This is a genomic window from Phycisphaeraceae bacterium (assembly GCA_019454185.1).
Classification (GTDB): domain Bacteria; phylum Planctomycetota; class Phycisphaerae; order Phycisphaerales; family UBA1924; genus JAHBWV01.
In genome coordinates, this window is the sequence record CP075368.1 from 2,987,726 (window position 1) to 3,013,500 (window position 25,775).

The 25,775-nt window shown below is 64.2% G+C and carries 18 protein-coding genes; 11 read left to right on the forward strand and 7 right to left on the reverse strand.

Annotated elements, in window-relative coordinates; all coding sequences use genetic code 11:
* The first annotated feature begins 139 nt into the window (after window positions 1-139).
* From KF838_12705 to KF838_12735, 7 genes are all read left to right on the forward strand, one after another.
* Complete coding sequence (locus tag KF838_12705; protein QYK47639.1) at window positions 140-1,471, forward strand: ParB/RepB/Spo0J family partition protein; 1,332 nt, start codon at window positions 140-142, stop codon at window positions 1,469-1,471.
* Between the two features lie 377 nt (window positions 1,472-1,848).
* Window positions 1,849-3,582: a site-specific DNA-methyltransferase gene (locus KF838_12710; GenBank protein QYK47640.1), complete on the forward strand. Its 1,734-nt coding sequence runs from the start codon at window positions 1,849-1,851 to the stop codon at window positions 3,580-3,582.
* Between the two features lie 3 nt (window positions 3,583-3,585).
* Window positions 3,586-4,455: a DNA damage-inducible protein D gene (gene dinD, locus KF838_12715; GenBank protein ID QYK47641.1), complete on the forward strand. Its 870-nt coding sequence runs from the start codon at window positions 3,586-3,588 to the stop codon at window positions 4,453-4,455.
* Window positions 4,452-7,109, forward strand: a complete 2,658-nt coding sequence (locus tag KF838_12720; protein ID QYK47642.1) for a DEAD/DEAH box helicase family protein — start codon at window positions 4,452-4,454, stop codon at window positions 7,107-7,109. Before dinD ends, KF838_12720 begins: the two co-directional genes overlap by 4 nt.
* A gap of 119 nt (window positions 7,110-7,228) precedes the next feature.
* A complete protein-coding gene (atpG, locus tag KF838_12725) occupies window positions 7,229-8,116 on the forward strand; it encodes an ATP synthase F1 subunit gamma (protein QYK47643.1) in 888 nt (295 codons plus the stop codon).
* A gap of 265 nt (window positions 8,117-8,381) precedes the next feature.
* Window positions 8,382-10,766, forward strand: coding sequence for a hypothetical protein (locus tag KF838_12730; GenBank protein QYK47644.1), 2,385 nt, complete (start codon window positions 8,382-8,384; stop codon window positions 10,764-10,766).
* Window positions 10,767-11,102: 336 nt separating this feature from the next.
* Window positions 11,103-12,821 carry a tryptophan 7-halogenase gene (locus tag KF838_12735; GenBank protein QYK47645.1) on the forward strand — a complete coding sequence of 573 codons (1,719 nt, stop codon included), beginning with the start codon at window positions 11,103-11,105 and terminating at the stop codon, window positions 12,819-12,821.
* Window positions 12,822-12,850: 29 nt separating this feature from the next.
* Here the strand turns inward: KF838_12735 and KF838_12740 are convergent, their stop codons facing one another.
* The 3 genes from KF838_12740 to KF838_12750 form a co-directional block, all read right to left on the reverse strand.
* A complete protein-coding gene (locus KF838_12740) occupies window positions 12,851-14,272 on the reverse strand; it encodes a hypothetical protein (protein QYK47646.1) in 1,422 nt (473 codons plus the stop codon).
* Window positions 14,273-14,400: 128 nt separating this feature from the next.
* Window positions 14,401-15,462 (reverse strand): hypothetical protein, encoded by a 1,062-nt coding sequence (locus KF838_12745; protein ID QYK47647.1) that lies wholly within the window; start codon window positions 15,460-15,462, stop codon window positions 14,401-14,403.
* A gap of 129 nt (window positions 15,463-15,591) precedes the next feature.
* Window positions 15,592-17,151, reverse strand: coding sequence for a hypothetical protein (locus KF838_12750; protein QYK47648.1), 1,560 nt, complete (start codon window positions 17,149-17,151; stop codon window positions 15,592-15,594).
* 241 nt (window positions 17,152-17,392) lie between these two features.
* Here KF838_12750 and lysS point away from each other — a divergent pair, with 241 nt between their 5' ends.
* The gene (lysS, locus tag KF838_12755; protein ID QYK47649.1) at window positions 17,393-19,015 is read left to right on the forward strand and encodes a lysine--tRNA ligase; all 1,623 of its coding nucleotides are present in this window, start codon (window positions 17,393-17,395) and stop codon (window positions 19,013-19,015) included.
* A gap of 112 nt (window positions 19,016-19,127) precedes the next feature.
* Here the strand turns inward: lysS and KF838_12760 are convergent, their stop codons facing one another.
* The gene (locus tag KF838_12760) at window positions 19,128-20,435 is read right to left on the reverse strand and encodes a hypothetical protein (GenBank protein ID QYK47650.1); all 1,308 of its coding nucleotides are present in this window, start codon (window positions 20,433-20,435) and stop codon (window positions 19,128-19,130) included.
* Between the two features lie 378 nt (window positions 20,436-20,813).
* Between KF838_12760 and pyrE the strand changes: the two genes are divergently transcribed.
* Together pyrE and KF838_12770 are read left to right on the forward strand one after the other, a co-directional pair.
* Window positions 20,814-21,350, forward strand: a complete 537-nt coding sequence (gene pyrE, locus KF838_12765; protein QYK47651.1) for an orotate phosphoribosyltransferase — start codon at window positions 20,814-20,816, stop codon at window positions 21,348-21,350.
* A gap of 3 nt (window positions 21,351-21,353) precedes the next feature.
* Complete coding sequence (locus KF838_12770) at window positions 21,354-22,253, forward strand: DUF2817 domain-containing protein (protein ID QYK47652.1); 900 nt, start codon at window positions 21,354-21,356, stop codon at window positions 22,251-22,253.
* Between the two features lie 76 nt (window positions 22,254-22,329).
* Here the strand turns inward: KF838_12770 and KF838_12775 are convergent, their stop codons facing one another.
* The 3 genes from KF838_12775 to KF838_12785 are packed head-to-tail and all read right to left on the reverse strand — an operon-like array spanning window position 22,330 to window position 24,995.
* Entirely contained in the window at window positions 22,330-22,662 is a 333-nt protein-coding gene (locus KF838_12775; GenBank protein QYK47653.1) for a hypothetical protein, read from the reverse strand.
* 60 nt (window positions 22,663-22,722) lie between these two features.
* On the reverse strand, window positions 22,723-24,093 hold the full coding sequence (locus KF838_12780; protein ID QYK47654.1) for a glycosyltransferase family 4 protein: 1,371 nt from the start codon (window positions 24,091-24,093) through the stop codon (window positions 22,723-22,725).
* Entirely contained in the window at window positions 24,090-24,995 is a 906-nt protein-coding gene (locus KF838_12785) for a sulfotransferase domain-containing protein (GenBank protein ID QYK47655.1), read from the reverse strand. Before KF838_12785 ends, KF838_12780 begins: the two co-directional genes overlap by 4 nt.
* A 115-nt stretch (window positions 24,996-25,110) precedes the next feature.
* On the opposite strand from KF838_12785, the gene KF838_12790 reads away from it, so the two are divergent.
* On the forward strand, window positions 25,111-25,773 hold the full coding sequence (locus KF838_12790) for a hypothetical protein (protein ID QYK47656.1): 663 nt from the start codon (window positions 25,111-25,113) through the stop codon (window positions 25,771-25,773).
* Window positions 25,774-25,775: the final 2 nt, after the last annotated feature.

Genomic DNA, 25,775 nt, shown 5'->3' on the forward strand with positions numbered 1-25,775 from the left:
AGGGGTCGGGGGTGGTGGGGCGGCAGGGGTGTGACAGTGGCGAAAGGGGTTGGATGTGGTCACAATGGGGGAGCACAGTTGGAAGTGGCAGGATGGTGAAGATCGTCGAAGGGCGCAAAGCCAGGAAAGGCGGCCAGGGATGAGCCAGAAGGGATCGGATGCGGGCAAGCAGGGTGGTGCGCGGCGGCTGGGTCGGGGGCTGTCGAGCTTGATCGGGCCTGCGCCGGTGCGGGTCGATGTGCCGCCCGGGACGCCGATATTAGATTCTGAACGTCAGTATGGCGATATTACATATTCTCATATAGATATCAGTGACGGGAGCAAGAGGGGCGATGCGCGGGAGGGCGAAGGGGGCCATGGGCAACCCTCGACGGCGATGGGCGATGGGGGGGCGGAGGGCAATAGGCAATGGGCATCGGGCAATGGCGGGGAGGGTGTGGGGGGTGTGGTGGGGGGTGTGGATTCGGAGCGGGTGTTGATGGTGTCGGTGGGTGAGATTGTGCCGAGCCGGTTCCAGCCGCGGCAGGTGTTTGATGAGGTGAAGCTGCGCGAGCTGGCGGAGTCGATCCGTTCGATCGGGTTGATGCAGCCGGTGATCGTGAGAAGAACGGAAGGGGCAGAGGGGCAAAGGGGCAAAGGGACAGAGGGAGAGGACACGAAGAGTGAGAACACCAAGAGCGAGGACACCGCTCTGGAGAGCGGTGCCACCAGGAGCGAGGACACGAAGAGCGAAGACACCGCTCTGGAGAGCGGTGCCACCAGGAGCGGTGCCACCAAGAGCGAGGACACCCGGAGCGGGTACGAGTTGGTGGCGGGTGAGCGTCGGTGGCGAGCGGCGGCGATGGCGGGTCTTGAGCGTGTGCCGGTGATTGTGCGTGAGTTGGATGACGAGGCGTGCGCGACGTGGGGTCTGGTTGAGAATCTTCAGCGTGAGGATCTGGATCCGATCGAGAAGGGTGAGGCGTGCCGCGTGATGATCGAGCGGTTCGGGATGTCGCCTCAGGGTTTGTCGGAGCGTCTTGGTGTTGATCGCTCGACGATCGTGAACATGGTGAGGTTGACGGAGTTGGAGCCGTCGATCCAGCGTCTGGTGCGTGCGGGTGATCTGACGATGGGGCACGCGCGTTCGCTGCTGTCGGTGCCGCGTGAGAGCGGGGCGCGGCTGGCGCTGGCGACGCTTGTGAGCGTCGAGGGGTGGAGCGTTCGCAAGTTGGAGCAGGAGGTGAAGAAGGTCGCGAAGGGGAAGCCGGTGGCGGCCGGGCGCGGCGCGGCGGGAGTGGGGGGGGGAGTGGTTGGGGCGGAGCGTTCGGCGTCGATCGCGGATCTTGAGAAGCGATTGGGCGAGCACCTGGGCACGCGGGTGAAGATCAAGACGGATAAGTCGGGGAAGCGCGGGCGGATCGAGATGGCGTTCTTCGATCTCGATCACTTCGATGGGTTGATGCAGCGCGTGGGGTTTGGGGGGAAGTGAGGGAGGGGGCGGAGTGACGGAGTGACGAAGTGACGCAGTGACGGAGTGACGGAGTGACGAAGTGACGGAGAGAACGCGGAGGATGCGAGGGGCGGAGGGGGATGGCCAGATAGCACATGGCAAATGGCCAGATGGCAGATGAAGTGGGGAAAGGGGCAGAGGGGGATGGCCAGATGGCACATGGCAGATAGCCAGATGGCAGATGAAGTGGGGAGAGGGGCAGAGGGGGATGGCCAGATGGCACATGGCAGATAGCCAGATGGCAGATGAAGTGGGGAGAGGGGCAGAGGGGAAAGGGGCAGAGGGGTGCGGAGAGGGATATCGTGGAACGCGAAGGTCGCTCAGAAGGGCTTTGCCACGGAGGGTGCTGAGGACACATGGCGACATTGAACTGGATCGGCAAGGAGGCGGTTGTCAATCACCATCGGAAGGTGCCGTATCGGCTGCTGAAGGCCGATCCGTCGCTCTCGGTGGGTGAGGATGGCGGGCTGGCATCGGGGAATCTGCTTGTGCAGGGGGACAATCTGGAGGCGCTCAAGGCGCTCTTGCCCTACTACGGCGGCAAGGTGAAGTGCATCTACATCGATCCGCCGTACAACACGGGGAACGAGGAGTGGGTGTACAACGACAACGTGAACAGCCCGCAGATCAGGGCGTGGCTTGAAGGCACGCTTGAAAGCCGCAAGGTCGATGCAGACGACCTGAGCCGTCACGACAAGTGGCTGTGCATGATGTATCCGCGGCTAATGCTACTACGAGATTTCTTGTGCGAGGATGGCGCGTTATTTGTGTCGATTGACGATAACGAGGTTGCTTTCCTTCGCCTGTTGCTCGACGAGGTGTTGGGCAGTAGTAATTTTGTTGCCGAAATGATCTGGGAGGGCGCATTCAAGAATGATGCGAGACAGATAGGTGTCAATCACGAGTATGTTCTCGTTTACGCCAAGAACAGGGCCTTGCTGCCTCGTGAGTGGGCAGTTCCCAAAGAGGGTGTTGAGCCCGTCTTGCGTGAAGTCGATCGCTTGAGAGCGATTCACGGAGAAGACTACGACTCGGCTTCGGCGGATCTGGCCGGTTGGTTTCGGGCCATGAAAGCCACGCCTTCTTTCGGACTACGCCGGTTTCGATTCATTGACGCCAGGGGTGCGTACAAGGAAGATGATCCCACAGCACCTGGCGGACGGCGATTTCAGTTGATCAATCCGCATACGGGCACGGTGATTCCCTTGCGTCCCAATCGTGGCTGGGCGTTTGATCAGAATGAGTTTGAGGAACGAGTGAAGCAAGGCCGCATTTCGTTTGTCAACGATAAGAGCATTATGCTTCGAACATATCTCCACGAGACCGACAAGGTGACCCCTCAAAGCGTCTTCTACCAGCCCACACGATCGGCCTCGGAACGTCTCGGACGAATACTTGACAGCGGAGAGTTTGAGTATCCCAAGGACGAGGTCATTCTCCAGCGATTCATTGATATGGCGACAGACCCCGGCGCGATCGTGATGGATTCCTTTGCTGGATCTGGCACGACTGGTCACGCCGTGCTCGCGATGAACAAGGCGGATGGCGGGAACCGAAAGTTCATCTGTATCGAGATGGATGAAACGATCTGCAAGACGATCACGCGTGAGCGGATCACGCGGGTGATCGAGGGGTATCACCCCGGCGGCGACAGGAAAAAGGAGCGGGTGGAGGGTCTTGGCGGCGGCTTCCGCTATGTGACACTCGGTCCGACGCTGTTTGACGAGCACGGCCGGTTTCGGTCGGGGGAGGACAAGGTCACGTTCGGGCAGTTGGCAGCGCACATCTTCTTCACGCAGACGGGGGAGCCGCTGCCGAAGCAGGTGAACGGGAAGCGGTCGCCATTGATCGGAACGTTTCGAGGCACGGCGTACTACCTGCTCTACAACGGGATTCTGGGGGACCGGAGTGTGAGCGGCGGGAACGTCCTGACGCGCGAGACGCTGGCGATGTTGCCCAAGCACACGCTGGCAGATGGGTCGCCGGGGCCACGGGTGGTGTTCGGCGAGGCGTGCCGCCTGAGTGATGCGACGCTGCGGCGAGAGGGGATTGAGTTCAGGCAGATTCCGTACCAAGTTGAAGTGGGGTAAGCCATGAAAAGAGAACTGGTTCAGCAGTACTGCGGCGTCTTTCAAGGGATCACTCGGGAGCGAGAAGGGGTGGAGTACTGGCACGGACGGGAACTACAGGACGTTCTCGGGTACACGAAGTGGGACAACTTTGTCCAGGTCGTCGAGCGGGCCAAGACCGCTTGCGCGAACAGCGGACAGGATCCGAACGACCATTTTGCCGACGTCGGCACAATGGTCGATCTCGGCTCGGGGGCGAAGCGGGAGGTCCCAGACTTCGTGCTGACGCGCTATGCGTGCTATCTCATTGCCCAGAATGGAGATCCGCGCAAGACACAGGTGGCCTTTGCACAGACGTACTTCGCCCTGCAGACTCGAAAGCAGGAGTTGGTTGAACAGCGGCTGGAAGAGGTCGAACGGCTCGCGGCGCGGGAGAAGCTGACGGGCACGGAGAAGGCGTTGTCCGGCATCATCTATGAGCGCGTCGGGAACGAGAAGAGCTTTGGGATGATCCGTAGCAAGGGCGACGCGGCGCTGTTCGGGGGGCGGACGACGGAGGACATGAAGAAGAAGCTGGGGGTGCCAAAGGGGCGCGCGCTGGCGGACTTCTTGCCCACGATCACGATCAAAGCCAAGGACTTCGCGAGCGAGATCACGAACTTCAATATCAAGGACAAGGACCTGCGCACAGAGGCGGCCATCACGAGTGAGCACGTCCAGAACAACAAGGACGTGCGCAAGTTGCTCGGAGAGCGTGGCATACAGCCCGAGGCGTTGCCGCCCGCGGAGGATATCAAGAAGCTCGAACGCCGAGTGGAGAGTGAGAAGCGATCCATCACAAAGGGGGCCAAGCCGCTGCCGCCGAGTGACGACGCACAAGGATGCGAAGCGTGACCACCGGGCTGAAGATCTATCAGGAGGAGGCGCTTCAGGAGCTCTCGGAGTTCCTGCGGGCAGCGCAGGCGACGGACGCGGCGCGTGCGTTCAACGCCAAGCGGAGGCCGAGCGGCGAGTACCAACCCATTCCCGAGTGGAAAGAGAGCGAGGCCTTTCCCTATGTGTGCGTGCGGATTCCGACGGGGGGCGGGAAGACGTTGCTGGCGGCGCACGCGGTGGGGAGGGTGTGCCATGACTATGTGCTGGCGGAACGGCAGGTGGTGTTGTGGCTTGCGCCGTCGGATGCGATTGTGCAACAGACGCTTGGGGTGTTGAGGGACAGAGGCAGCCGCGCGAGGAAGGCGCTGGCGGGGGCGTTTGGCGGTCAGGTGACGATTTTGGATGTGGAGGAGGCGTTGTCGGTGACGCCCGCGGTGCTGAGCGGATCGTGCTCGGTGATCGTGTCAACGGTGCAGTCGTGGCGGGTGGACAGCACGGACGGGCGGCGCGTGTACCAGCCGGCCAACGGTGACCTGATGGGGCACTTTGACGGTGCGAGCGAGAAGGCGCTTGCGGTCGTGGAGCGGGGACCGTCGGGCCAGCCGGTGTACTCGCTGGGGAACGTGCTGCGGCTGCGCAAGCCGATCGTGATCATCGATGAGGGGCACAAGTTCCGGACGAAGCGGACGTTCGAGACGCTGAAGCGGTTCTCGCCGCGTGCGGTGGTGGAGTTCACGGCAACGCCCCATGTGAAGGGAAAGGACAGGGTTCCGAGCAATGTGGTGGTGGAGAAGTCGGCGCGGGATCTGAAGATCGAGAACATGATCAAGGCGCCGATTGTGCTGCGGGAGTCCAAGCAGTGGACGGATGCGGTGCGGCTGGCGGTGGCCAAACGAAAGGAGCTGGCGCGGGCTGCGGAGGAGGAGGGGAGAAAGACGGGGGAGTACATCCGGCCGATCGTGCTGTTCAAGGCGGAGGACAACGTCACGGGGAGCAACAACGTGACGGTGGATGTGCTGCGGGAGCACTTGATCAAGGAGGGATACGCGACTGAGGAGGAGGTCGTGATTCATGTGGGTGGACGGAAGGACCTTCCCGCGAACATCCTCAGTCCGGAGTGTCCCGTGAACTATGTGATCACGGTGGATGCGTTGGGCGAGGGGTGGGACTGTCCGTTCGCGTATGTGCTGTGCACGATCGCGACGCTTTCGAGCTCGATCGCGGTGGAGCAGATCCTGGGGCGGGTGCTGCGGATGCCGAATGTCACGCTGAAGCATGATGAGTCGCTGAACAGGGCGTACTGCTTCACTTCGAGCGGGGCGTTCGGGGATGCGGCGACGAATCTGAAGGATGCGCTGGTGGACGCGGGATTCAGCCGCGATGAGGCGGAGGGGGCGGTCATTGAGGATCGCGGCGCGGAGCGGCGGGATGACGAGCCGGCGCCTCTGTTCCGGAACCGTGAGATCCCGGTGTTCGTTGATGCGGTGTTGAGTGAGGAGCAGAAGACGGCGATCGCGTCGGCGGTGCCTGGGGATGTGAGATTCGAGCCCGCACCGCTGGCGGGGACAACGACGATCCTGTATCGCGGCGACATGCTGGATGAGCGGGCGGCGGCGCGGGTGGAGAGTGTGCTGGAGGGGGGGCGGGACAAGATTGCCGCGAAGCGGTTCAAGCGTGCGCTTGCGGGGGAGGGGACGAGCGCGTCTGAGCTTGGGGAGCTATTCAGGATTCCGGCGTTGGCGATTCAAGACCCGCACGCGGAGGGCGGGCTCTCACTGTTTGAGGCCCAGCATCGGGAGACGGCGTGGACCTTGGATGAATGTTCGCACGAGTTGGGGCATTTCGACGCTTCGCCGGGGACGGTGCGTGAGTTTGAGGTCGCACCGGATGAAGACGGGGCGTGGGTGGACCAATACAAGGGCGAGGTTGCGGCGGCGGTGTCATGGATGGATCAGGGCGGACCACGGACACTCGAGGAGTTGTCGGCGTGGCTCGATCGCTCGATCGAGGATCGAACAGTTACGCAGGATGCGAAGCGGGCGTACATCGATCGAGTGCTGTTGTGGTTGACGCGGGCGCAGAACCTGTCGGTTGAGCGGCTGTCTCCCGTGCGATGGAGGCTTGCGCGGGCGATCGCGGCGCGCGTGGAGGAGCATCGATCGCAGATTGAGCGGCACGTGTTTCAGTCGCTACTCGGGCGGCTGGTTGTTTCGGTGACTCCACCTCACCCGTCGCTCATCTTTGCACTCGACTCCGCGCGATCGGACTATCCGGGAGACTTGCGAGCGACGACGGACCGGAAGTCATTTCCGCGGCACTTCTTCCCGTTTATCGGTGACATGAACAACGATGAGCGGTTGTGTGCGCAGTTGATCGATGCGCATCCCAATACGAAGCACTGGATCAGGAATATCGAGAGACATCCGAAGTCGTTCTGGATGCCGGGGCTGCGGCAGAAGTTCTATCCGGATTTCATCGCCGTTCTGCATGATGGCAGGTACGCGGCAATTGAGTACAAGGGGAAGCGCGGCGAGCAGATTCCTGATGAGCAGGCGAAGCGGGAGATGGGGATGCTTTGGGCTGCGCGAAGCGAGGGAAAGTGTGTGTTCGTGTGGGTAACGAAGGAGGACATGGAAGCGTCGGTATCGGCGGGACTCGCGAGCCCGTCTTGAGAAAGGGTGGTCAGCGAGCGGATTCGGCTTGTGTGAGGGGACAGATGGGTCGGGGGTGGGGGGGTGTCGGGTCGCGAGTTGGGATGTGGAATGGGCTGCAGGCCTACGCTTCCGCCCCTATGGGTAAGTCACGCGAGATCAAGAAGCGTATGAAGGCCGTCGGCAACATCCGGCGGATCACGAAGACGATGCAGATGATCGCGACGAGCAAGTTTGCTCGGGCGCAGCAGCGCGCGGTCGCGAGCAAGCCGTACACGGCGGCGTTGTTCGATCTGGTGGGGAAGATGGCGAGTGCCGCGGGGGATGTGAGCCATCCGCTGATCGACGCGAAGCCGGGTGCGGACGCGAAGATGCTGACGCTGGTGATCACGAGCGATCGCGGGTTGTGCGGGCCTTACAACGGCGCGATTCTGCGTCGGACGATGGAGCACTTCCGGAACACGCCGGGCGCCCGTGAGGGCGAGATCGAGCTGGTGGGGAAGAAGGGTCTGGCGACGCTGAAGTTCAACAAGATCAACGTGGCGACGCACCACACGCACTTCGGGGACACGCCGACGTATGCGAGCGTCGAGGCGTTGGCGCAGACGTACATCGATCGCTTCATCCGCGGGGAGATCTCCGGGGTGAGGGTTGTGTATATGCGGTTCATCTCGGCGGGGAAGCAGGCGGCGGAGATCAAGCAGTTGCTGCCGTTTGAGCCGGATGCGGGGGAGCAGAAGGATGCGGCGGCCGGTGCGGGTGCGGGGGGGATGGCGTTTGAGTTCAGCCCATCGCCGAAGGAGTTGATGGATTCGCTGCTGCCGGCGGCGTTGAAGGCGGCGTTGTTCCAGTGCTTCAACGATGCGATCGTGTCGGAGCACGTGGCGCGGATGGTGGCGATGAAGGCGGCGACGGACAACGCGGGGAAGATGGGGAAGCGTTTGAGCCGCGCGTACAACAGGGCGCGTCAGGCGCAGATCACGACGGAGTTGACGGAGATTATTTCGGGTGCCGCGGCGCTCGGGTGATGGGGAAGGCATTGGGCATTAGGCATTAGGCATTAGGCATTGGGCATTTGGGATACAGGCACGAAGGGCCGGCACGTCCACGGGGGCGTGCCGGCTTTGTTTTTGGGGCGGGTTGAGGGTGGGGTGGGGTGAGGGTGGGGGTCGAGTACATTTTTGCGTTGCTGCTAAGTCGGGGATGGCACTGCGTAGTAAGGGTGAGTGGAGGGTGGTTTTTGGTAGAGATCGGCAGCGGGGGATCAGCCGCGTAACCGAGAGGATGTGCGTGATGAGTGATTGGCGTGCGAGCGTGGATGTGTTGCGATTGGTGGCGGCGATGGGTATTGGCCTGTTGCTCAGTGAGTTGGGACACGGTGTGGGCGGCGCGCTGGGAGCGGGTGTTGGCATCGGGAGCGTGTCGGCGCAATGTCTCGTTCCTGCGGAGACGCTGGTGGAGTTCAATCGGGGAGCGCGTCGATCGACATTGCGCGGGATCGTGCGGGCGTCCGTGGGCTGGGACCCTGACGGTGATGGGCCAGAACCCGAGTGGCTGGTGATTGCGGGAAACTTCGATAGGGTCAATGGCGTACCCGCGGAGAACGTCGCGGCGTGGGACGGGACGAGGTGGCGATCATTCGGCGTGGACTTTGTGTTGTCTTCGGACGTCCATGCGCTCGCTGTGCACCAGGGGAGACTCATTCTGGGCGGCGACTTTGACTTTGTGAGATCGGTCGGCGAGAGCGAGATTATCGGTGCGCGTGGACTGATCGAGTTGACACCAGATGGTTGGAGACTCTTTGAGAACCGTCCCGGTCCCGGGTTGGGGCCGTTTCGGTATGTCCAGGCGCTTCTCTCGGACGGAGAGTCGCTCTTCATCGCCAGCGAGAGGCTCTCGGCTGACGACGATACGACGTCTTCGTCGCCGATCGTGAGATGGGACGGCGAGATGTACCGCACCGCCAAGTTGCCCGCTCCGACCACAGGGGGCATATGGGCTATGGCGTTCCACGCCGGGGAGTTGCATGTGGCGGGGTCATTCGTGAGCGGGAGCGGCGGACTGATCTCGCGTGTCGCCCGATACGACGGGGTTTCATGGCACGCGCTCGGTTCGGGGCTCGCCTTTGAAGGCAAGTCGATCGTGAGCGCCGGGGGCGCGTTGCATGTGGGTGTTGTTCCGACATCGTCAAGCGGCCCAAGCGTGTACAGATGGAATGGGGCTGAGTGGTCGGGCGCGGGCTCGGGGTTGGGCGGCGCGACGGCGTTGTCGCTTGCGGCGCTCGATGGAGATGTGGTCGTGGGCACGGGGCTCGGCACTCCTTACATCAACGTGCCGATGGATGTGTTTCGCCTGTCCGACGGCGTGTGGAAGGCACTGGAGGGGCACCTTTCACCCGTTCTCAGACATGCCACCTACTCGCTCTCGTTTCATAGGGGGGATCTCATCGCGGCCGGTGAGCAGATGATGGCAACAACGACGCGCGCTGTGGGCGGTGTGGCGAGATGGACCGGGCGCATGTGGACGTCGGCTGACGACGGGTTGAACGGAACTGTGCGGTCGCTCTTGCCCGACGGGGACGGCATCATCGCGTGCGGTTCATTCACGTCTATCGGCGGCGTCTCTTCTCCGGGGATCGCGAGGATCACGGCGAGCGGCGTCGAAGCGATCCCGTGCCCGATTGTGTTCGCCGACAACAACCGAGAGACTGTGCGGCGGATGACCATGCTGGGCGATCGCCTGGTGATCACAGGCGCGTTCATGATGCAGAATGAGTCGAGAGACGGGATCGCGATTCGCGAAGCGTCGGGAGAGTGGGTCGTGCCTCGGTACGATTCGGCGTGGCTGAAGGGTTTGCGTCTCGGGACGGTGGACAACGTGCTCTATGTGCTCGGGCAGAATGAGAATGGAGTGTCGCTGCATCGTCTTGATGAAGATGTGCTGACGCGTGTCACGGGCATCACATCCGTTACAGGATCGTATGAGCTGTGCGAGCACGACGGAGAACTCATACTCACCGGGGCTTCCACCACGGGTGATTCTGATCCGGTGGCGTTGATCAGCGCGTTCGATGGATCGGTGTGGCGCGAGCTGGGCGCGGGGCTTTCGGGTGGCGTCGGGAGCGCGGTTTCTTATCGTGGTCAACTGATCGCGGCGGGCAACTTCACTATCAACGAGACCGGCGAGGGGGCGACGCTCGCCCGTTGGGACGGATCGAACTGGACCCGGATGGAGCCGCCCTTCACGGGCTATCTGCGAATTCGCGGGGGCGACGAAACCGGCATCGCGGTCTTTCTATCGAATCAGCGTGCCGCGGTACTCCACGGAGGAAGGTGGGTGGAGGTGACGGGGTTGTTTTCGCAGCGAGATGATAGCGTTGAAGATTACTCGTTCGCGCGATTGGGTAGCCGATGCGTGATGCTGGGAACCGTTGATATCGGTGAGGCCGCGCGCGTGTTCGGCCTTCCCATGACCTTTGATCTGCCGTGCGAGGCGGACTTGAACTGTGACGGCGATGCGGACATCGTGGATCTGCTCGATTACTTTCAGGCATACGCGGACTGCCACTCGGGCGAGGCGGGATGTGATGCCATCCGCGCTGACTTCGATCAGAACGGCGTATTCGACATCATGGATGTGCTTGCGTTCCTTGATGCGCTTGGCGCAGGGTGTGAATGAGGGGGTGCTGTTCAATTCGGGACACGGCTCGGAGAGCCGATCTAGCCAGAAGCACGTAGGGCCGGCACGTCCACGGGGGCGTGCCGGCTTTGTTTTTGGGTGGGTTGAGGGTGGGGGGGGGAAAGGTCTTGTGGTGTGTGGGGGTGATGTGGTAAGGTGGGGGGTCGGCCGACTCGTGGCCGCGTGAAGGCGATTGGCTGGTTGGATCGCTTCGTGAAAAGGGGTGTTGCGATGGTTTCGAACGGAACGTCGGGGAACGGTGCGCCCATTGGGAATGGGGTTGGGGGGAGCGGTGTTGGTGGGGGGGTTGGTGGTGGTGGTGGGGCGGACTATGACGTGGCGATCATCGGGGGGGGGCCGGGCGGCTCGACGTGTTCGACGCTGCTGAAGAAGTACATGCCGGAGCTGCGTGTGCTGGTGATCGAGCGGGAGGTCTTTCCGCGCGAGCACATCGGTGAGAGCCAGTTGCCGTTGATCGGTGCGATTCTGAAGGAGATGGGGTGCTGGGAGAAGGTGGAGGCGGAGCAGTTTCCGATCAAGCTGGGTGGGACGTATCGGTGGGGGGCGACGAAGGACCTGTGGGACTTTGAGTTCATTCCGTTCGGTCAGTACCGGGACGATCCGCGGCCCGCGCCGTACGCGGGGCAGCGGATGTTCACGGCGTTGCAGGTCGAGCGGTCGGCGTATGACAAGATCCTGCTGGATCATGCGGCGGAGACGGGGGCGGAGGTGCGGCAGGGGACTTCGGTGCGGGAGATCCTGCGGACGGGCGATCGGGTGGATGGGCTGCGTCTCTCGGATGGGAGCGTGGTGACGGCGAAGCATTATGTGGATGCATCGGGAGATGCGGGGATTCTGCGGCGCGGGATGGGTGTTGAGTGTGATTATCCGGGGAACATCAAGAACGTGGCGTTCTGGGATTACTGGGACGATGCGGAGTGGGCGGTGACGATCGGGAAGGGTGCGACGCGGATCTTCATCATGTCGATCGGGATCGGGTGGATGTGGTTCATCCCGGTGCGAGCGACGCGGGTGTCGGTGGGGCTGGTGTGTCCGGCGGAGTATTACAAGTCGTGCGGGAAGTCGCCGGAGGAGCTGTACGCGTGGGCGATGCAGCAGGACCCGTTGATCGTGAAGCACACGAAGAACGCGCGGCGGGGCGGGAAGGTGACATCGACGAAGGACTGGTCGTTCATCGCGCAGCGGATGGTGGGCGAGAACTGGTACCTGGTGGGCGAGGCGTCGGGGTTTGCGGATCCGATTCTGTCCGCGGGGATGATGCTGACGCACGCGGGGGCGCGGGAGCTGGCGTACGCGATCATGGCGATGGAGCGCGGGGAGCACGATCGCGCGTGGTTGTGCGAGCATTATGAGTCGCTGCAGCGGCGGCGGATCAACCAGCACATCCGGTTCGCGGACTTCTGGTACGCGGGGAATGGGTGCTTCACGGACCTGGAGGACATGACGACGCGGATCGCGAAGGACGCGGGGATCGAGTTGTCGCCGAAGGAGGCGTTCCGGTGGATCTCGAACGGCGGGTTCATGGAGGACATCCCGGGTCGGGCGGGGATCGGCGGGCTTGATGTGGCGGGGGCGAAGGAGGTCGCGGGGAGGTTCCTCGGTGCGGAGGATGCGCAGGAGGCGGTGGGGTGGCAGGTGAACGACTTCAACGTCTTCCGGCCGAATCTTGAGGGGGCTGAGCGGGCGGAGTATCCGGTGTATCGGGCGGGGAAGATCGTGCGGGTGCCGTGCTACAAGCGGAAGCAGTTCACGATGCCGCTGATGGGTGCGTACGCGATGTGGCTGAAGGTGATGGAGCGGACGTCGGACATTACGGAGATGTGCCGCATGGTGATCGCGTCGTATCAGCGTGAGCGCGGGATGTCTCCTGCGCGTGCGAACTTTGAGTTGCAGCAGGCGATCCAGGCGCTGGAGGTGATGGTGCTCGAGGGTTGGGTTGTGGGTGAGAAGGATCCGTCGCGTCCGCTGCTGGGGATTCGCTCGAAGAAGGGTGACAACATGATCCACGAGACGCGGGACGTGCAGGTGGGGTAGCGCGCTGGGCGCGCAGGTTGGTGCGGGAGTCAGTTGTGCGCGGGTGTGCGTTCGATGGTGATGCGCACGGTGTTGGCGGGTGACCAGCTGGCGCGGAGGGCGGTTGTGACCTGGTCCGGGGTGATGGTGCGGTATTCCTCGAAAGCTCGGGCGAGGGATGCGGGTGAGAGTCCGTCGTAGGTGAGGGTCGCGAGTTTGGAGGCCCACGCTTCGGCGGAGAGGTCTTGGCGCGCGAGGATGGAGGCGATGCGGTTGCGTGCGTCATTGAGTTCGGATTCTGAGGGCTCTTGAGCGGCGAGCCGCGCGAGGTGCTGCGCGAGGATGTCGGCTTGGCCGGCGGGATCGGCATCGGGTGCATCGGAGGCGATCATGGCGGCGATGACGGAGCGCGGGGATCGTCCGGCGGGGTTGGTGGGGAAGACGCGGACATCGCCGGAGAGGTTCGGGTCGGCTTCGAGGCGTTCGTCGAGGATGAAGGCGGCGAGCGCGAGGGCGCGGCGCTCGGAGAGTTCGGCGCGGCGCGGGCCGACAACGGCGACGATGGCGCGGGAGGCGTGGGGCTGGTTGCAGCGTTCTCTGACCGTGATGGTGCGGAGGTCTGGCGGGGGCGCGTCGCGGAGTTCGCCGAGGGTGGTGGGGCTGATGCGCGAGCGGCCGGGGAGGGGGCCGAGTGAATCGGCGGCCAGGGCGAGGGTGTCGGGCGCGGGGCGGCGGCTTGCGATGGCGGCTTCGATCGAGCCCTGCATGGTTGCGGCGGCGAGCCATTCGGCGGCGGCGGCGGGATCGATGGCGGAGAGATCGGAGGCGAGGAGGGGGCGTGCCGCGGACATGGTGGAGGGGAGGGTTGCGGCGCGGAGTGCGTCGACGGCGGCGCGGTCGGGGTCGCTGGAAGCGATGAGGTCTTTGAAGGCCTGGAGGCGGGCGTTCATCGCGTCGGCGTCGATGTCTGGTTGTTCGATGAGGAGCGCGGCGATGTCGAGTCCGATGGGTAGGTCGGTCTCGGGACCTGTGATCCAGAGCTGGAGGGCGTCGGTGTGGGCGACTGCGCTGAAGCGGATCTGCGAGTCGAGGTAGCGGCGGATGGTTTCTGCCTGTGCGGGGGTTGGGGACTTGGGGAGGGACCATCCGGCGGCGGCGGCGGCGGCGAGTCCGCGTTTGCCGGGTGGTTCGAGACATTCGCCGCCGGAGATGGTGAGGGCGATGGCGAAGGTTCCGTCGGCGTTCTCTGGGAGTGTCTTGGCGTGGAGGCGTGTGCCGTTCGAGAGCCAGCAGGACCAGACGGCGATGGAGGGCGTTTGTGAGATTTCGGCGATGTGTGAGCTTCGGGGCTGGGCGAGGGCGGATGCTGGGGTGAGGGCGGAAGCGAGGATGAGTGCGGCGAGCGCGGGCGCGGCAAGTGATCGCGCGGCGATGCGGGAGAGGAGGGGGTTCTTCAGGCGGAAGGGGGGCACGCCTGAGGGTACCGGGTGGGGGGCGTGCGTGTTGCGTGGGGGGGGTGGGATCAGGAGAAGGGGATTCACCACGGAGGCCAGAGAGGAACACGGAGGGGGAATAGGGTGGCGAGCACGGGGGGCCGCGGCTATTCGGCGGCATGCGAAGGGGGCGAGCGTGTTGCCACGACGGTGAACTTGACAGGAACTGACACGAGCCGTTCGACAGACACGGGCTCTACGAGGTCCCAAGTTGCCTTGTCGAATCCCTCGCCGAAGCGCACGCGAATGACAAGCGTGCCGCGTTGCTCTGATGGCGGGAGATGCGGAATCGCAACATCGACCGGCAAGCGCACCATCAGCCCCATGTGCGGGGCGATAGGAAACGGAGTGCTTCGCGCAACGAGGCGATCGCCGTTCTCGAGAATGAGGACCTGCGGCTCAACAATGGCGGTGAGGCCGCGGGTCTCGTGCTCGCCTTTCTGTGTCAGCACCCCGCTTCCGGCACGAAAGATGGCCGAGACCATCCAGCGAAGCGGTTCGCCGGGTTCCACGGGGTCGTGAGGCATCGGGACCAGGGCGACAGAGTTTGACGCGTATGTTGCCCATGCGTCATCGCCGACCTGACCTGCGGCGCGGGCACCTTCGATGATGTCCCCCATGTGCTCGGTCCACATGGCGTCTGGATCAGCGTTGACATGGAGCAGTGCCTGCACTGCGCGATGGTGTGACCCACTCGCGAACCTGCGCAACCGAATGCGATGAAGGATCTCCTGAGCGACTAGCTTGCTACGTGCCGCGTTCGGCGAATCCACCATCTCCGCCAGCACCCAGTCGGGCATCCAGGTGGTCCACGGGAACTTGGCGAGGGGTTTGTAGGAGAGCCAGAAGCCGGTGGTGAGGCCGGAGAGGAGGAGGGCGAGGCCGAGGGCGAGGACGGGCCAGCGTTTGCGCCGTTCGCCGTTGATGACGGCGCGGCGTGCGCGGCGGGTGTTTCCGGTCAGTTCTGTGCCGCACTCGGGGCAGCGGTCGGGGTGCGAGGTGGCATCTGCGTTTGATCCTGCCAGCCCAACCAGATCGAAGCGGCACCTGCGGCAGATGGGGTGGTCGTTGACGCGTCGGCCTCGGAGTCCGGCGCGGATGAGGAGGATGCCGCCGATGACGAGGGGGATCCAGACGATGATGTGTTGGAGGATGGCGAGCGGGGTCATGGCGTGGCCTCCCCGGAGCGGCGCTCCGTCAGCAGGTACGCATGATACTGAGAAGGGATGTGAGGGGAACACCGCTCTGGAGAGGGGTGCCACCAGGAGCGGTGCCGCCAAGGCCTCGGTTGGACCAAGCTACTCGTTCTCGTCGGGAATCTCGTCTTCGTCGGCGCGGGGGGTGTCGGAAGGTTTGATGATGGTGATGGGGACATCTTTGATCGTGATCGAGTCTCCCCATATTTCCGCGATGTCGACGCGATGCTTGGCCAGGTCGGGATTGGGCGTGAGGATGATGGTCGCGAGCGGGGGAAGGGGCTCGTGGATCGGGCTCATGAGCGGATCGGCGTCGAAAAGGCCGTGGATGATGTGGCCCTTCATGGCATCGCCGACCATGCGGCCCATAGGGATGGCTCGTTCGCCGAGGCGCATCGTGACCTCGAAGGCGTAGGGGAGCGGAGGGGATCGGGCATCGATGTGGAGGCGGATGCGTTCGTCGATTCCTTCCTGGTTGCCGCGAGCGGCTTCGGGCGGGTCGGGCTTGATCTCGAGGAGCGAGACGACGAACGCTCGTTCGACCGCTTCGCGTTGGGACTCGTCGACGGAGCCCGCGATCTGCGTTGAATCGACGACCTCGAAGGCGATGGGGATCTCGACATCCTGCACGTAGATCGCAGCGGGCGGGCTGTTCGTCAGGTGCGTGTCCATGTTCTCGTGGCCGGAGAGGCGGACGAGGAACGTGATCTCGTGGCGGCCGGGCGGAAGACCGTGCTCGAATGCGCCTGTGTTCGACGTGGATGAGTTTGACACGAAACGGGACCAGCTGCCCCCGTCGGACAGCTCGCGGTACGAGCCGCCCGGCATCACGAGGGCGTGCTTCGAGGACTTCAGGTTCAACACGAACTCCGGCTTTCCGGCGCGGGCGTGGCCGAGCCCGTTGCCCGTGCGTCCGAACATGACCACTGTCTCCCATGCCAGACGCTCGTCTTTCCCGACGCGCGGGCGAACCCGGGCCGTGGCGGTAAAGGAACGCTGGATGTATGCGCTCATCGCATCGTCGCTCACCACACCGTTCGCGCGGGCCCGTTCGACGATGTCGCCCATCACGGGGGACCAAAGGACGTTCGGATCTGCCTGCGCGGCGAGGATCGAGCTGATTGTGCGGTCGGTCGAGGATGCGCTGAAGCGGTTGTTCTGGAGTCGGAGCATGATCTCTCGTCCGACTGTGGCTCCGCGGGTGGAGTGTGGCGAGTCGATCATCGCGGCCAGCACCCAGTCGGGCATCCAGGTGGTCCACGGGAACTTGGCGAGGGGTTTGTAGGAAAGCCAGAAGCCGGTGGTCAGGCCGGAGAGGAGGAGCACGAGACCGAGGGCGAAGAGGCGCCAGCGTTTGCGCCGTTCGCCGTTGATGACGGCGCGGCGTGCGCGGCGGGTGTTTCCGGTCAGTTCTGTGCCGCACTCGGGGCAGCGGTCGGGGTGGCTGGTGGGCTGGTATTTGGTGGCACCGCTCTCCAGAGCGGTGTCTGGCGTGTCGGCGACAGATGCCGCGCCGAGTCCGACGAGATCGAAGCGGCACCTGCGGCAGATGGGGTGGTCGTTGACGCGTCGGCCTCGGAGTCCGGCGCGGATGAGGAGGATGCCGCCGATGACGAGGGGAAGCCAGACGATGATGTGTTGGAGGATGGCGAGCGGGGTCATGGCGTGGCCTCCCCGGAGGGGCGCTCCGTCAGCATGTACGCATGATACTGAGAAGGGGTGCGGGGCCTCGGGCGAAGACGGACTCACCACAGAGGCGCGGAGAACACAGAGGAAGGAGGAGCAGGCGAGACAGTGGGGCCCGAATGGACCTACGAATAGTGGCGCCGAGAAGAGGCGTATGGATGGCGACGAGCCGGGCACACCGCTCCTGAGAGCAATGCCACCCCAGAGGAAGACGCATATGAGCGAGAACCAGCCCGGCCATCCGAACGATCCCGCGGTTGTCCATCCGGACCAGACGATGCATCCGCTGGAGGCGCAGCGTCGCGCAAATCGCGAGGTGGCGTCGGGGCTGGGTGTGAATCCGTACGGGGAGCGGGTGGATGGGTTGCTGTCGCTCGCGGAGGCGGCGGCGCGGTATGACGAGCAGGCGGATACGGAGCAGAAGGCCGGGGGGAAGGAGCCGGGGTTTGTCGATCGGCGTCCGGTGGTGAGGGTTGCGGGTCGGGTGATGCTGCTGCGGGACAACGGGAAGTTGCTGTGGGTCAACCTGCGGGATGCGTCGGGGGACCTGCAGGTTGCGATCAGCCAGAGGGACTGCGGGGAGCGGGGGTTTGCGCTGGCGAAGGCGATGGATCTGGGGGACATCGTGGTGGCGGAGGGGCCGCTGACGAAGACGAGGACGGGGGAGGTGACGGTGTGGGCGTCGAGCGTGATGCCGGGGGCGAAGTGTCTGTTGCCGCCACCGGAGAAGCACGCGGGGCTCTCTGATCCGGAATTGCGGTATCGGATGCGGTATGTGGATATGTGGGCGAACCCGGAGACGACGAAGGTCTTCCAGTTGCGCTCGCGGATCGTGTCGCTGGTGCGGCGTGTGCTCGACGGGATGGGGTACATGGAGGTCGAGACGCCGATGCTGCAGACATTGGCGGGGGGCGCTGCAGCGCGGCCGTTCAAGACGCACATGAACGCGCTGGATATCTCGCTGTTCATGCGGATCGCGCCGGAGCTGTATCTGAAGAGGTTGCTGGTGGGGGGATTGCCTCGCGTGTACGAGATCAACCGGAACTTCAGGAACGAGGGGCTGGATGCGCGGCACAATCCTGAGTTCACGATGCTGGAGCTGTATCACGCGTTCGGGGACATGGAGACGGTGATGGGGGTGACGGAGTGGTTGGTGCGCGAAGCGGCGAAGGCCGCGGCGCGCGAGCAGGGGGTGGCGGCGGAGGAGGGTGCGGGTGGGGGTGTTGCGTTGCCGTTTGGTGAGATGGTGATTGATTATGGATCGCCGTTTGCGCGGGTGAGGTATGGAGAGTTGTTCAAGAGGGCTCTGGGTGTGGAGATGGGTGATCGGGGCGCGGTGGCGCGGCTCGCGGCGGAGAAGCGTGTGAAGGCGAAGGACGAGAAGGGAGTCGCGCTCGATCACTGGCTGATCGTGAACAATCTCTTCGAGGAGTTCGCGGAGCCGACGCTGGATCACGCGAGGCCGACGTTCATCACGCATTATCCGAGCGCGATCTCGCCATTGACGAGGCCGAATCGCGAGGATCCGACGGTGGCGGATCGTGCGGACCTGTTTATTGGCGGGATGGAGATTGCGCCGCACTACACGGAGTTGAACGATCCGGATGTGCAGGCGGCGAAGTTCAGGGAGCAGTTGGCGGGGCTGGATGATGAGGAGTCGACGTTCAGGACGTTCGACGAGGACTTTGTCAATGCGCTGAAGGTGGGGATGCCGCCCGCGGGCGGGATGGGGCTGGGGATTGATCGGCTGGTGATGCTGCTGACGAATCAGCGGACGATCCGTGATGTGGTGCTGTTCCCGCTGATGCGGCCCTTGGATGCGGGTGCGTCGAGGGAGTGATGGTTTTGTGTGTCGGGGGGTGTGCAGGTGTGTGTGGGGGGTGTGCAAAGAGAAACGGGCCGTGCCCTTGGGGGCCGGCCCGTGTCGATGGTGCTAGCTGGAGAAGATCTGTTTACTTAGGTCCGGCGGCCTGTTCGGCTTTCTGCTTGGCTTCTTCGGCTTCGATCTTTTCGGCGAGTTTGCGGGCGCGGACTTCTTCGACGGCTCTGCGGATTGCGCCGCGGTTGCGTTCTTCACGGTTTGCCGCACGCTCTCTGGCGAGGGCGAGTTCTTCGGGCGTGGCCTCTCGGTTGGTGCCGTCGGGGTTTCTGAAGTACATCTTGTTGTCGGGTCCTGCGATAGCGGCTCGGCCGGCGGCGATCTCTTCGTCGATCTCTGCCTGGATCTCGGCCTGCTTGGCGCGCATGGCGGCGATCTCGTCGGGATCGCTGGTCATGACGACGCGGGGATCTTCGAAGGGGGGGATCTCGGGGAGAACGGCGGGGGGACGGAGTTCGCGTGCGAGTGTGAGGGCGGCGCGTGCGTTGTCGAGCGAGAGGTCGGCGACGAGGGCCTTGGCGCGGTCGCGCTTGGCGATGGGGTCGGCGGCGGCGTCGATCTCTTTGGCGGCGATGGTGAAGGCGGTCTGGTCGTCGCTGTTCAGGTTGAGTTTGGCGCGGACATCGGCGAGGTTGGCGACGAGGGCGTCGCAGAGGTTGTCGTAGGCGTAGAGGGACTCGCCGATGCTGAGGCGCATGATGGTGTCCATCACGAGCCCGGTTGAGTCGGGATTATCGGGGGACATGGCGGCGCGGGCCTCGCGCGTGACGGCCATCTCGTACTCGCGTGCGATTTTGGCGTTGAACTGTCCCTGGATGCGGGTCATGATCTGGCGGGCCTGGGCCTCTTTGACGAAGGGGGAGGCGGGGGCGAGGGGGCGGATGCGCTGGGTGACCTGGGCGTAGTTGGCTCGGTCGGACCAGTCGATTTCGAGGAAGAAGCCGCCCTCGATCTCGAGAACGAGGTCGAGGTTCTCGATGACGATCTCCTCGAATTGCATCTGGCGCTCGTGCATGAAGTGCGCGAGTTCGGCGGTGGCGATGGGCCCTGTGGTGACGGGGTTGACCGCGACAGCGGCGTACTCGGTGGGCTTGGTGAGACGGATGATCTTTCCGTTGTCACCGATCTTGACGAGACTCTCGTGGGGGATGTCGGGGAGCGGGGTGTTGGGCCCGAGTGCTCCGGTGGGCTGAGCCGCGGGGCGCGCGGGTTGGCGCTGGGCGGGGCGCGGAGCGGGCTGCACGCTGGGAGCGGGGGGGACGTACTCGGGGGTCTTCTCTGGGGCTGTCGGGGGCGGGGGCGCGACCTGCGCGAGAGCGGATCCGAAGAGGGGTGATGTGGTGAGTGCCGCCATGAGGAGGGTGTGCCGCGTGAGTTTCATGTGTGAGACCTCGGAGTGAAACGGGGTGCTCGGGCGGGGTGGGGTGGTACTGCTTCGGCCCCCCCGAACATCGGGTGAAACGCTGGAACGATAGGTAACCCACCCCATCGGAAGGATCTATGTCCGCCTTTGGCGGACGGATGCATGAACCCTCTGGAAAGGGGTCAAAGTGAGGGTCACGGGTGTGTCACAAGTGTGTGGAGGGGGCTGGGTGGCGGGATTTGGTGGGGTGGATGCGGTGGTGGGCGCAATCTTCGCGGGTGCGACGGGAGAGGAGGGACGGGATCGGGCGAGGGAGGTACGCTGGTCGTGATGTGCCGCATCGATCGAGTGCGGGAGCGGTATGGGGCAGAGCCGTACGCGGCCCAGGAGCGATTCATGACGAGGGAACAGCTTGCACGGGCGATCGCGGAGTGCGCCCTTCTGCGGGGGACATTCACGCTTCGCTCGGGTCGGACGTCGTCGTATTACCTGGACAAGTACTTGTTCTCGACGCGTCCGGAGATTCTGGTGCATCTGGGGGTGTTGTTTTCTGAGCGGGTGGCTTCGTATCCCGGCGAGCCGGTGGTGCGGCTTGCGGGGGCGGAGTTGGGAGGGATTCCTCTTGTGACGGCGGCTTCGTTGCGGAGCGGGCTGCCGTGTCTGTTCGTGCGGAACGCGAAGAAGGGGTACGGCACGGCGAAGCAACTGGAGGGGAGGGTCGAGCGCGGGGATCGGGTGGTGCTGCTGGAGGATGTGGCGACGACGGGGGGGCAGGCGTTGGAGGCGGTGGGCGTGTTGAGGGAGGCGGGCGCGGAGGTTGTGGGGATCATCGCGACGATCGACCGGCAGGAGGGCGCGAGAGAGAATGTTGAAGCCGCGGGGATTCGGTTCGATGCGCTGTTCACGAAGGCGGATCTGGGGATTGAGGAGTGAGCAATGGGTGAGTCAAGAGCGGGTGAGTCGGCAGCGTGTCGGCCGGGGAGCGGGATGGGTTGGAGGGGTGTGATGGGTGTGGGCGGGCGTGTTGGTAGACGGGGACGGATGTGTGTTGTGGGTTTGGTGTGCGCGATCGCGCTGGGGATGGGGGTGGGCGGCTGCGCCGGGAAGAAGCGAGAGCCAGACGAGTTGAAGGCGGCGGAGCTGGCGGACAGCGACGTGTGGCGGACGATCGGTTTTTCGGTGAGCGGGCGTTCGATCGAGGCGATCACGGTGGGGGATGGGCCGCGGCGGGTGCTGGTGGTGGGCGGGATCCACGGGGATGAGCGTGAGGCGTTGCCGAGCATCGGGCGCCTGACCGAGCAGTTGTCGCGTGAGCCGGCGGCGGGCGCGGCGACGTGGCGTGTGATCCGCGATCTGAATCCGGATGGTTCTGCGCTGGAGCGTCGGGGGAACTCTCGGAACGTGGATCTGAATCGGAACTTTCCGGCACGGAATTTCGAGAAGCGCGACCGTCACGGGGACAAGCCGTTCTCGGAGCCGGAGGCGGAGTTGCTCGCGAGTGTGGTGCGGTTCGATCAGCCGGATCTGATCGTGATCTTTCATTCGACCTCATACGGTCCGTTCGTGAACTTTGATGGTCCTGCGCTGGGGTTTGCGCGGGCGTTCGCGGATGGTGCGGCGGCGACCGACCCGCGGTGGCGGATCGTTCCTGAGATGTCGTACGCGACGCCGGGTTCGCTGGGGAGTTACTTCGGGCAGGACCAGGGGATTCCGGTTCTGACGATCGAGTTCAAGCGTCATCAGGATGTGGTGGAGGTGTGGCGTGCGATCGAGAGCGGATTCGCGTCCTTGGCGCGTCACCTTGTGTCGGTGCGGATCGAGGAGGGGCTAAGGTGAGTGGGCGTGGGCGTAGACGTTCAGGGTGAAGAACCCGGGGAGGCCTTCGGCGTGGAAGTCGCGTGGCACGCGACGATCAGAAAAGGCGCAACAGAACGGGAAGGACGGCTGGGGCGACCATGGCGGCGAGGACGAGCCCGAGGGCGAGGATCACCCACCACGGCATGGAACGGCTCTTGCCGGACGCGATATCCTCGCCGCAGCGCGGGCATGAGTCCAGGTCGTCGTAGAGGAGCGTCTTGCAGCGGCGGCAGCGTACGGAGTCGTCGTTGAAGCGGATCACGTCGGCATCGCTTGGTTCTTCATCGAGAGAAGGCCGTCGGCGCGGCTCGGAGGTGTCTCCGACGTCGTCGGGCGTGAGCGGTCCTTCGGTGACGCGCGAGGGCCTGACTGTGCGGCGCTTGGCCATGCGGGGATGGTACTCGGGAGAGATCGCGGAGGACCGGGGTGCCGCGGCACTCGCCTCGGGTCATGCGTTCTTCGTGGCGGTTTCCGCGCGGTGCTTGTTGCGCCGGGGCTTGGCGGGATCGGCGAGGCGGAAGACGTCGGCGTACTTCTGGCCGGCGGTCTGGCGCGTGTAGTCGCGTTCGAAGAGCTCGCGGGCTCTTCGTCCCATGGCGAGCGCGGCACCGGGATCGGCGATGAGCGAGCGGATGCCATTGGCCAGCCCTTCGGCGTCGCCGAGTTCGAACCAGAGCCCGACGCCGTTCTTCTCGACGACATCGCGGAGTTCGGAGTCGGGCTCGGAGAGGGCGAGGATGGGCTTGCCGACGGCGAGTGAGGAGTAGAGCTTGGATGGGAAGCTGATTCCCTCGATGCCTTTGGCGATGGTGACGAAGTTCGCGTCGCAGGCGTTGAGTGAGTCGTTGAGTGTCTCGAAGGGCTGGTAGGGGAGCATGATCGAGTTGGTGAGTCTGCGGCTCTTGATCTGGTCGGCGATCCAGGGCTTTCTGCCGCCGGATCCGATGAAGACCATGCGGAACTGCTCGGGGAGGAGTTTCTCTGCGGCGGCGAGCATGGTTTCGAATTCGTAGTAGAGTCCGAGGTTTCCGGAGTAGAGGGCGGTGAAGGGCTCGACGAGACCGTTGGCCGCGGCGAACTTTGTTTGGCGCTTGGGGACTGGGTGTATTTTGTTGCGATCGGCCCAGTTGGGGATGACGTGGACGCGTTCTGGATCGATGTTGTAAGTGTCGCAGACGAGTTTTTTGGCGGCGTGGCAGAGGACGATGGTCTGGTCGGCGCGTCGATAGGCGAGGCGGTTGGCGCTGTGCCAGACCTTCTCGATCAAGCCGCCCTTCTTGATGGTGCCGACCCATACGGCGACCTGGGGGTATGAGTCGTGGAGGAGCATGACGTAGGTGTGTCTTCGGAAGAGGGAGACGAAGCCGCCGATGGTGCCGAGGAAGGGGGGGTTGGTGGTGTAGAGGTAGACCTTTTTCGGGCTCGATCCGACGAGGACTCGGAGGGCGAGTTGGCCTGTGAAGGTGACGTAGTTGAGGACGCGTCCGAGGATGCGGTCTTTGCTGAAGCGTGTGGTCCACATGCGTTTGATGTGGACGCGATCGATCTCTTCGCGGTAGGGGCAGGGCTGCCAGGTCTCCGGCGGTCCGTAGGAGGGTCGAGCGGTGAGGACGGAGACGTCGACGCCCTCGCGTGCGAGGGTGACGGCGAGTTCGTGGAGGAGGTGTCCTGTGGAGGCGACGTCTGGGACGTAGTACTGGTTGAGGATGACGAGGTTGGGTCGCGAGAGGTCCGCGGCGCGTTCCTGCTCGGTGTGCGCGTCGTGCCTGGGTGTCGCGTGGCGGGTTGCGGATTCGACTTGCCGGGAGGTGGGTGTCACCAATTCAGATCCTTCTCGTAGCCGAACTCGATGAAGAAGTCACCGGCGCGTTGCTTGAAGGCGTCGCGGACGCGGGGCGTGAAGTGGTTGACCCAGTCTCCTGCGACACCCTTTCGGACGAACTGGGTCGCGCTCTGCTCGCCTCTGTCGCGTCCGCCGGACATGTTCTTGAAACTGAAGCGATCGACGAGTGACTGGATGGTCTGTTCGTCGCGCGGGAGGTCGAAGAGGTCGGCGACCTGCCGGACGGAGCTGCGCGGATCGGCGAGCATCTGCTCGTATCGGAGGATGACCGAGGCGTTCGGGTCGCGGTTCTTGTTCCAGGAGCGGACCCAATGGGCGTATGGTGCGAGCGTGCGTTCGGCGAAGACGAGGAGGCCGTCCTCGACGCTCTTTCCGGCGTAGTGGGGGTGGTCGCCGTGCCATGGGGTGTTGCGCACGTAGAAGTAGTTGGAGACGGCGACGTCGCGGAGATCGCGGAAGAGGATGGCGTAGCGGACGCCGGCGCGCCTGAGGACATCGGCGTTGTGGGGCGAGCCGTGGACGTGCATCTTGGTGAGGACGAGCATGTCCTTGAAGCGCTCGAACATGTTGTCGGGGAGTTCGTAGTCGTGTGAGCCGCCGGTGGCGAGCTCGTGTGCCGCGACCTCGGGGATGAGGAGCTCATGGAAGCCGGGATAGGAGGAGATCATTTTTTCGAGCCAGGTTGTGCCGCTCTTGGGCAACCCGGCGACGAAGAGGACGGGCTGTGTGTACTTCTGTCCGTGGAGTCTGAAGCCCTCGCGGCATGCCTTTGCCTGTGCGCGGTATCTGGGCCAGACGGCGAATCGCTTCGCCAGGCGCGCGCCGGAGGGGGGAAGGTATTTCCGCGCAAGATTCTCGAGCGTGGTCGTCGTGCTCATCTTCAAAGCCGATCAAGAGGGTCGCCGATCCAATGTGCGTGTATACGTCGGCCGGATCGGGCCGTTACCATAGGACCGTTCAGAATCCTGCCTTTGTTATCGGGCTGTCTTACGCATGATGAAGACTTCACCCCCAGTTTCTGAGGCGAGCACGACGGGCGCTGGCACCGAGGGCGCGGCGGGTGCGTCGGGGGATGGGGCGGGTGGGAGTGTGGGAGGGTCGGTGGGGGTGCAGGTGGGGGGGGTGCATCCGCCGCCTGCGCGTCGGTCGGTGTGGACAACGCGTGAGAAGGTGATTCGGATCGTGTGGGCGACGCTGGGTCGTGTGGTGTGGGTTGTCTGTTCCGGGGCGCGTCCGTGGCTGATCCGTCGATTCGGCGGGCGGGCGGGGAGAGGGTGCGTGATCGCGCGCTCGGTGGACATTCTGATTCCGTGGAATGTGCGTCTGGGGGACAACGTGCGTGTGGGTGAGCGTGTGATTCTGTACGGGCTTGGTCCGATCGAGATCGGGAGCGGGACGGTGATCGATTTCCGAGCGCACTTGTGCGCTGGGACGCACGACATGACGGACTCGCGATTCCCGCTGATCAAGCCGCCCATCACGGTGGGGGCGGGGTGCTTCATCGGTCTGGATGCGTACATCGGTCCTGAGGTTGTGCTGGGCGATGGGTGTGTGGTGTGGCCTCGGGCGAGCGTGTATCGCTCGTTCCCGGCGGGTTCGGAGTTGAAGGGGAATCCGGCGAAGGACGTGTCGGCGCGGCCCGGGACGGGGGTGTGAGC

Excerpts from the sequence above, each read along its gene's own strand:
- KF838_12705 (QYK47639.1), top strand. The coding sequence starts at position 140 with ATGAGCCAGAAGGGATCGGATGCGGGCAAGCAGGGTGGTGCGCGGCGG.
- KF838_12710 (QYK47640.1), top strand. The coding sequence starts at position 1,849 with ATGGCGACATTGAACTGGATCGGCAAGGAGGCGGTTGTCAATCACCAT.
- dinD (QYK47641.1), top strand. The coding sequence starts at position 3,586 with ATGAAAAGAGAACTGGTTCAGCAGTACTGCGGCGTCTTTCAAGGGATC.
- atpG (QYK47643.1), top strand. The coding sequence starts at position 7,229 with ATGGGTAAGTCACGCGAGATCAAGAAGCGTATGAAGGCCGTCGGCAAC.
- KF838_12730 (QYK47644.1), top strand. The coding sequence starts at position 8,382 with ATGAGTGATTGGCGTGCGAGCGTGGATGTGTTGCGATTGGTGGCGGCG.
- KF838_12745 (QYK47647.1), bottom strand. The coding sequence starts at position 15,462 with ATGACCCCGCTCGCCATCCTCCAACACATCATCGTCTGGATCCCCCTC.
- KF838_12750 (QYK47648.1), bottom strand. The coding sequence starts at position 17,151 with ATGACCCCGCTCGCCATCCTCCAACACATCATCGTCTGGCTTCCCCTC.
- lysS (QYK47649.1), top strand. The coding sequence starts at position 17,393 with ATGAGCGAGAACCAGCCCGGCCATCCGAACGATCCCGCGGTTGTCCAT.
- KF838_12760 (QYK47650.1), bottom strand. The coding sequence starts at position 20,435 with ATGAAACTCACGCGGCACACCCTCCTCATGGCGGCACTCACCACATCA.
- pyrE (QYK47651.1), top strand. The coding sequence starts at position 20,814 with ATGACGAGGGAACAGCTTGCACGGGCGATCGCGGAGTGCGCCCTTCTG.
- KF838_12770 (QYK47652.1), top strand. The coding sequence starts at position 21,354 with ATGGGTGAGTCAAGAGCGGGTGAGTCGGCAGCGTGTCGGCCGGGGAGC.
- KF838_12775 (QYK47653.1), bottom strand. The coding sequence starts at position 22,662 with ATGGCCAAGCGCCGCACAGTCAGGCCCTCGCGCGTCACCGAAGGACCG.
- KF838_12785 (QYK47655.1), bottom strand. The coding sequence starts at position 24,995 with ATGAGCACGACGACCACGCTCGAGAATCTTGCGCGGAAATACCTTCCC.
- KF838_12790 (QYK47656.1), top strand. The coding sequence starts at position 25,111 with ATGATGAAGACTTCACCCCCAGTTTCTGAGGCGAGCACGACGGGCGCT.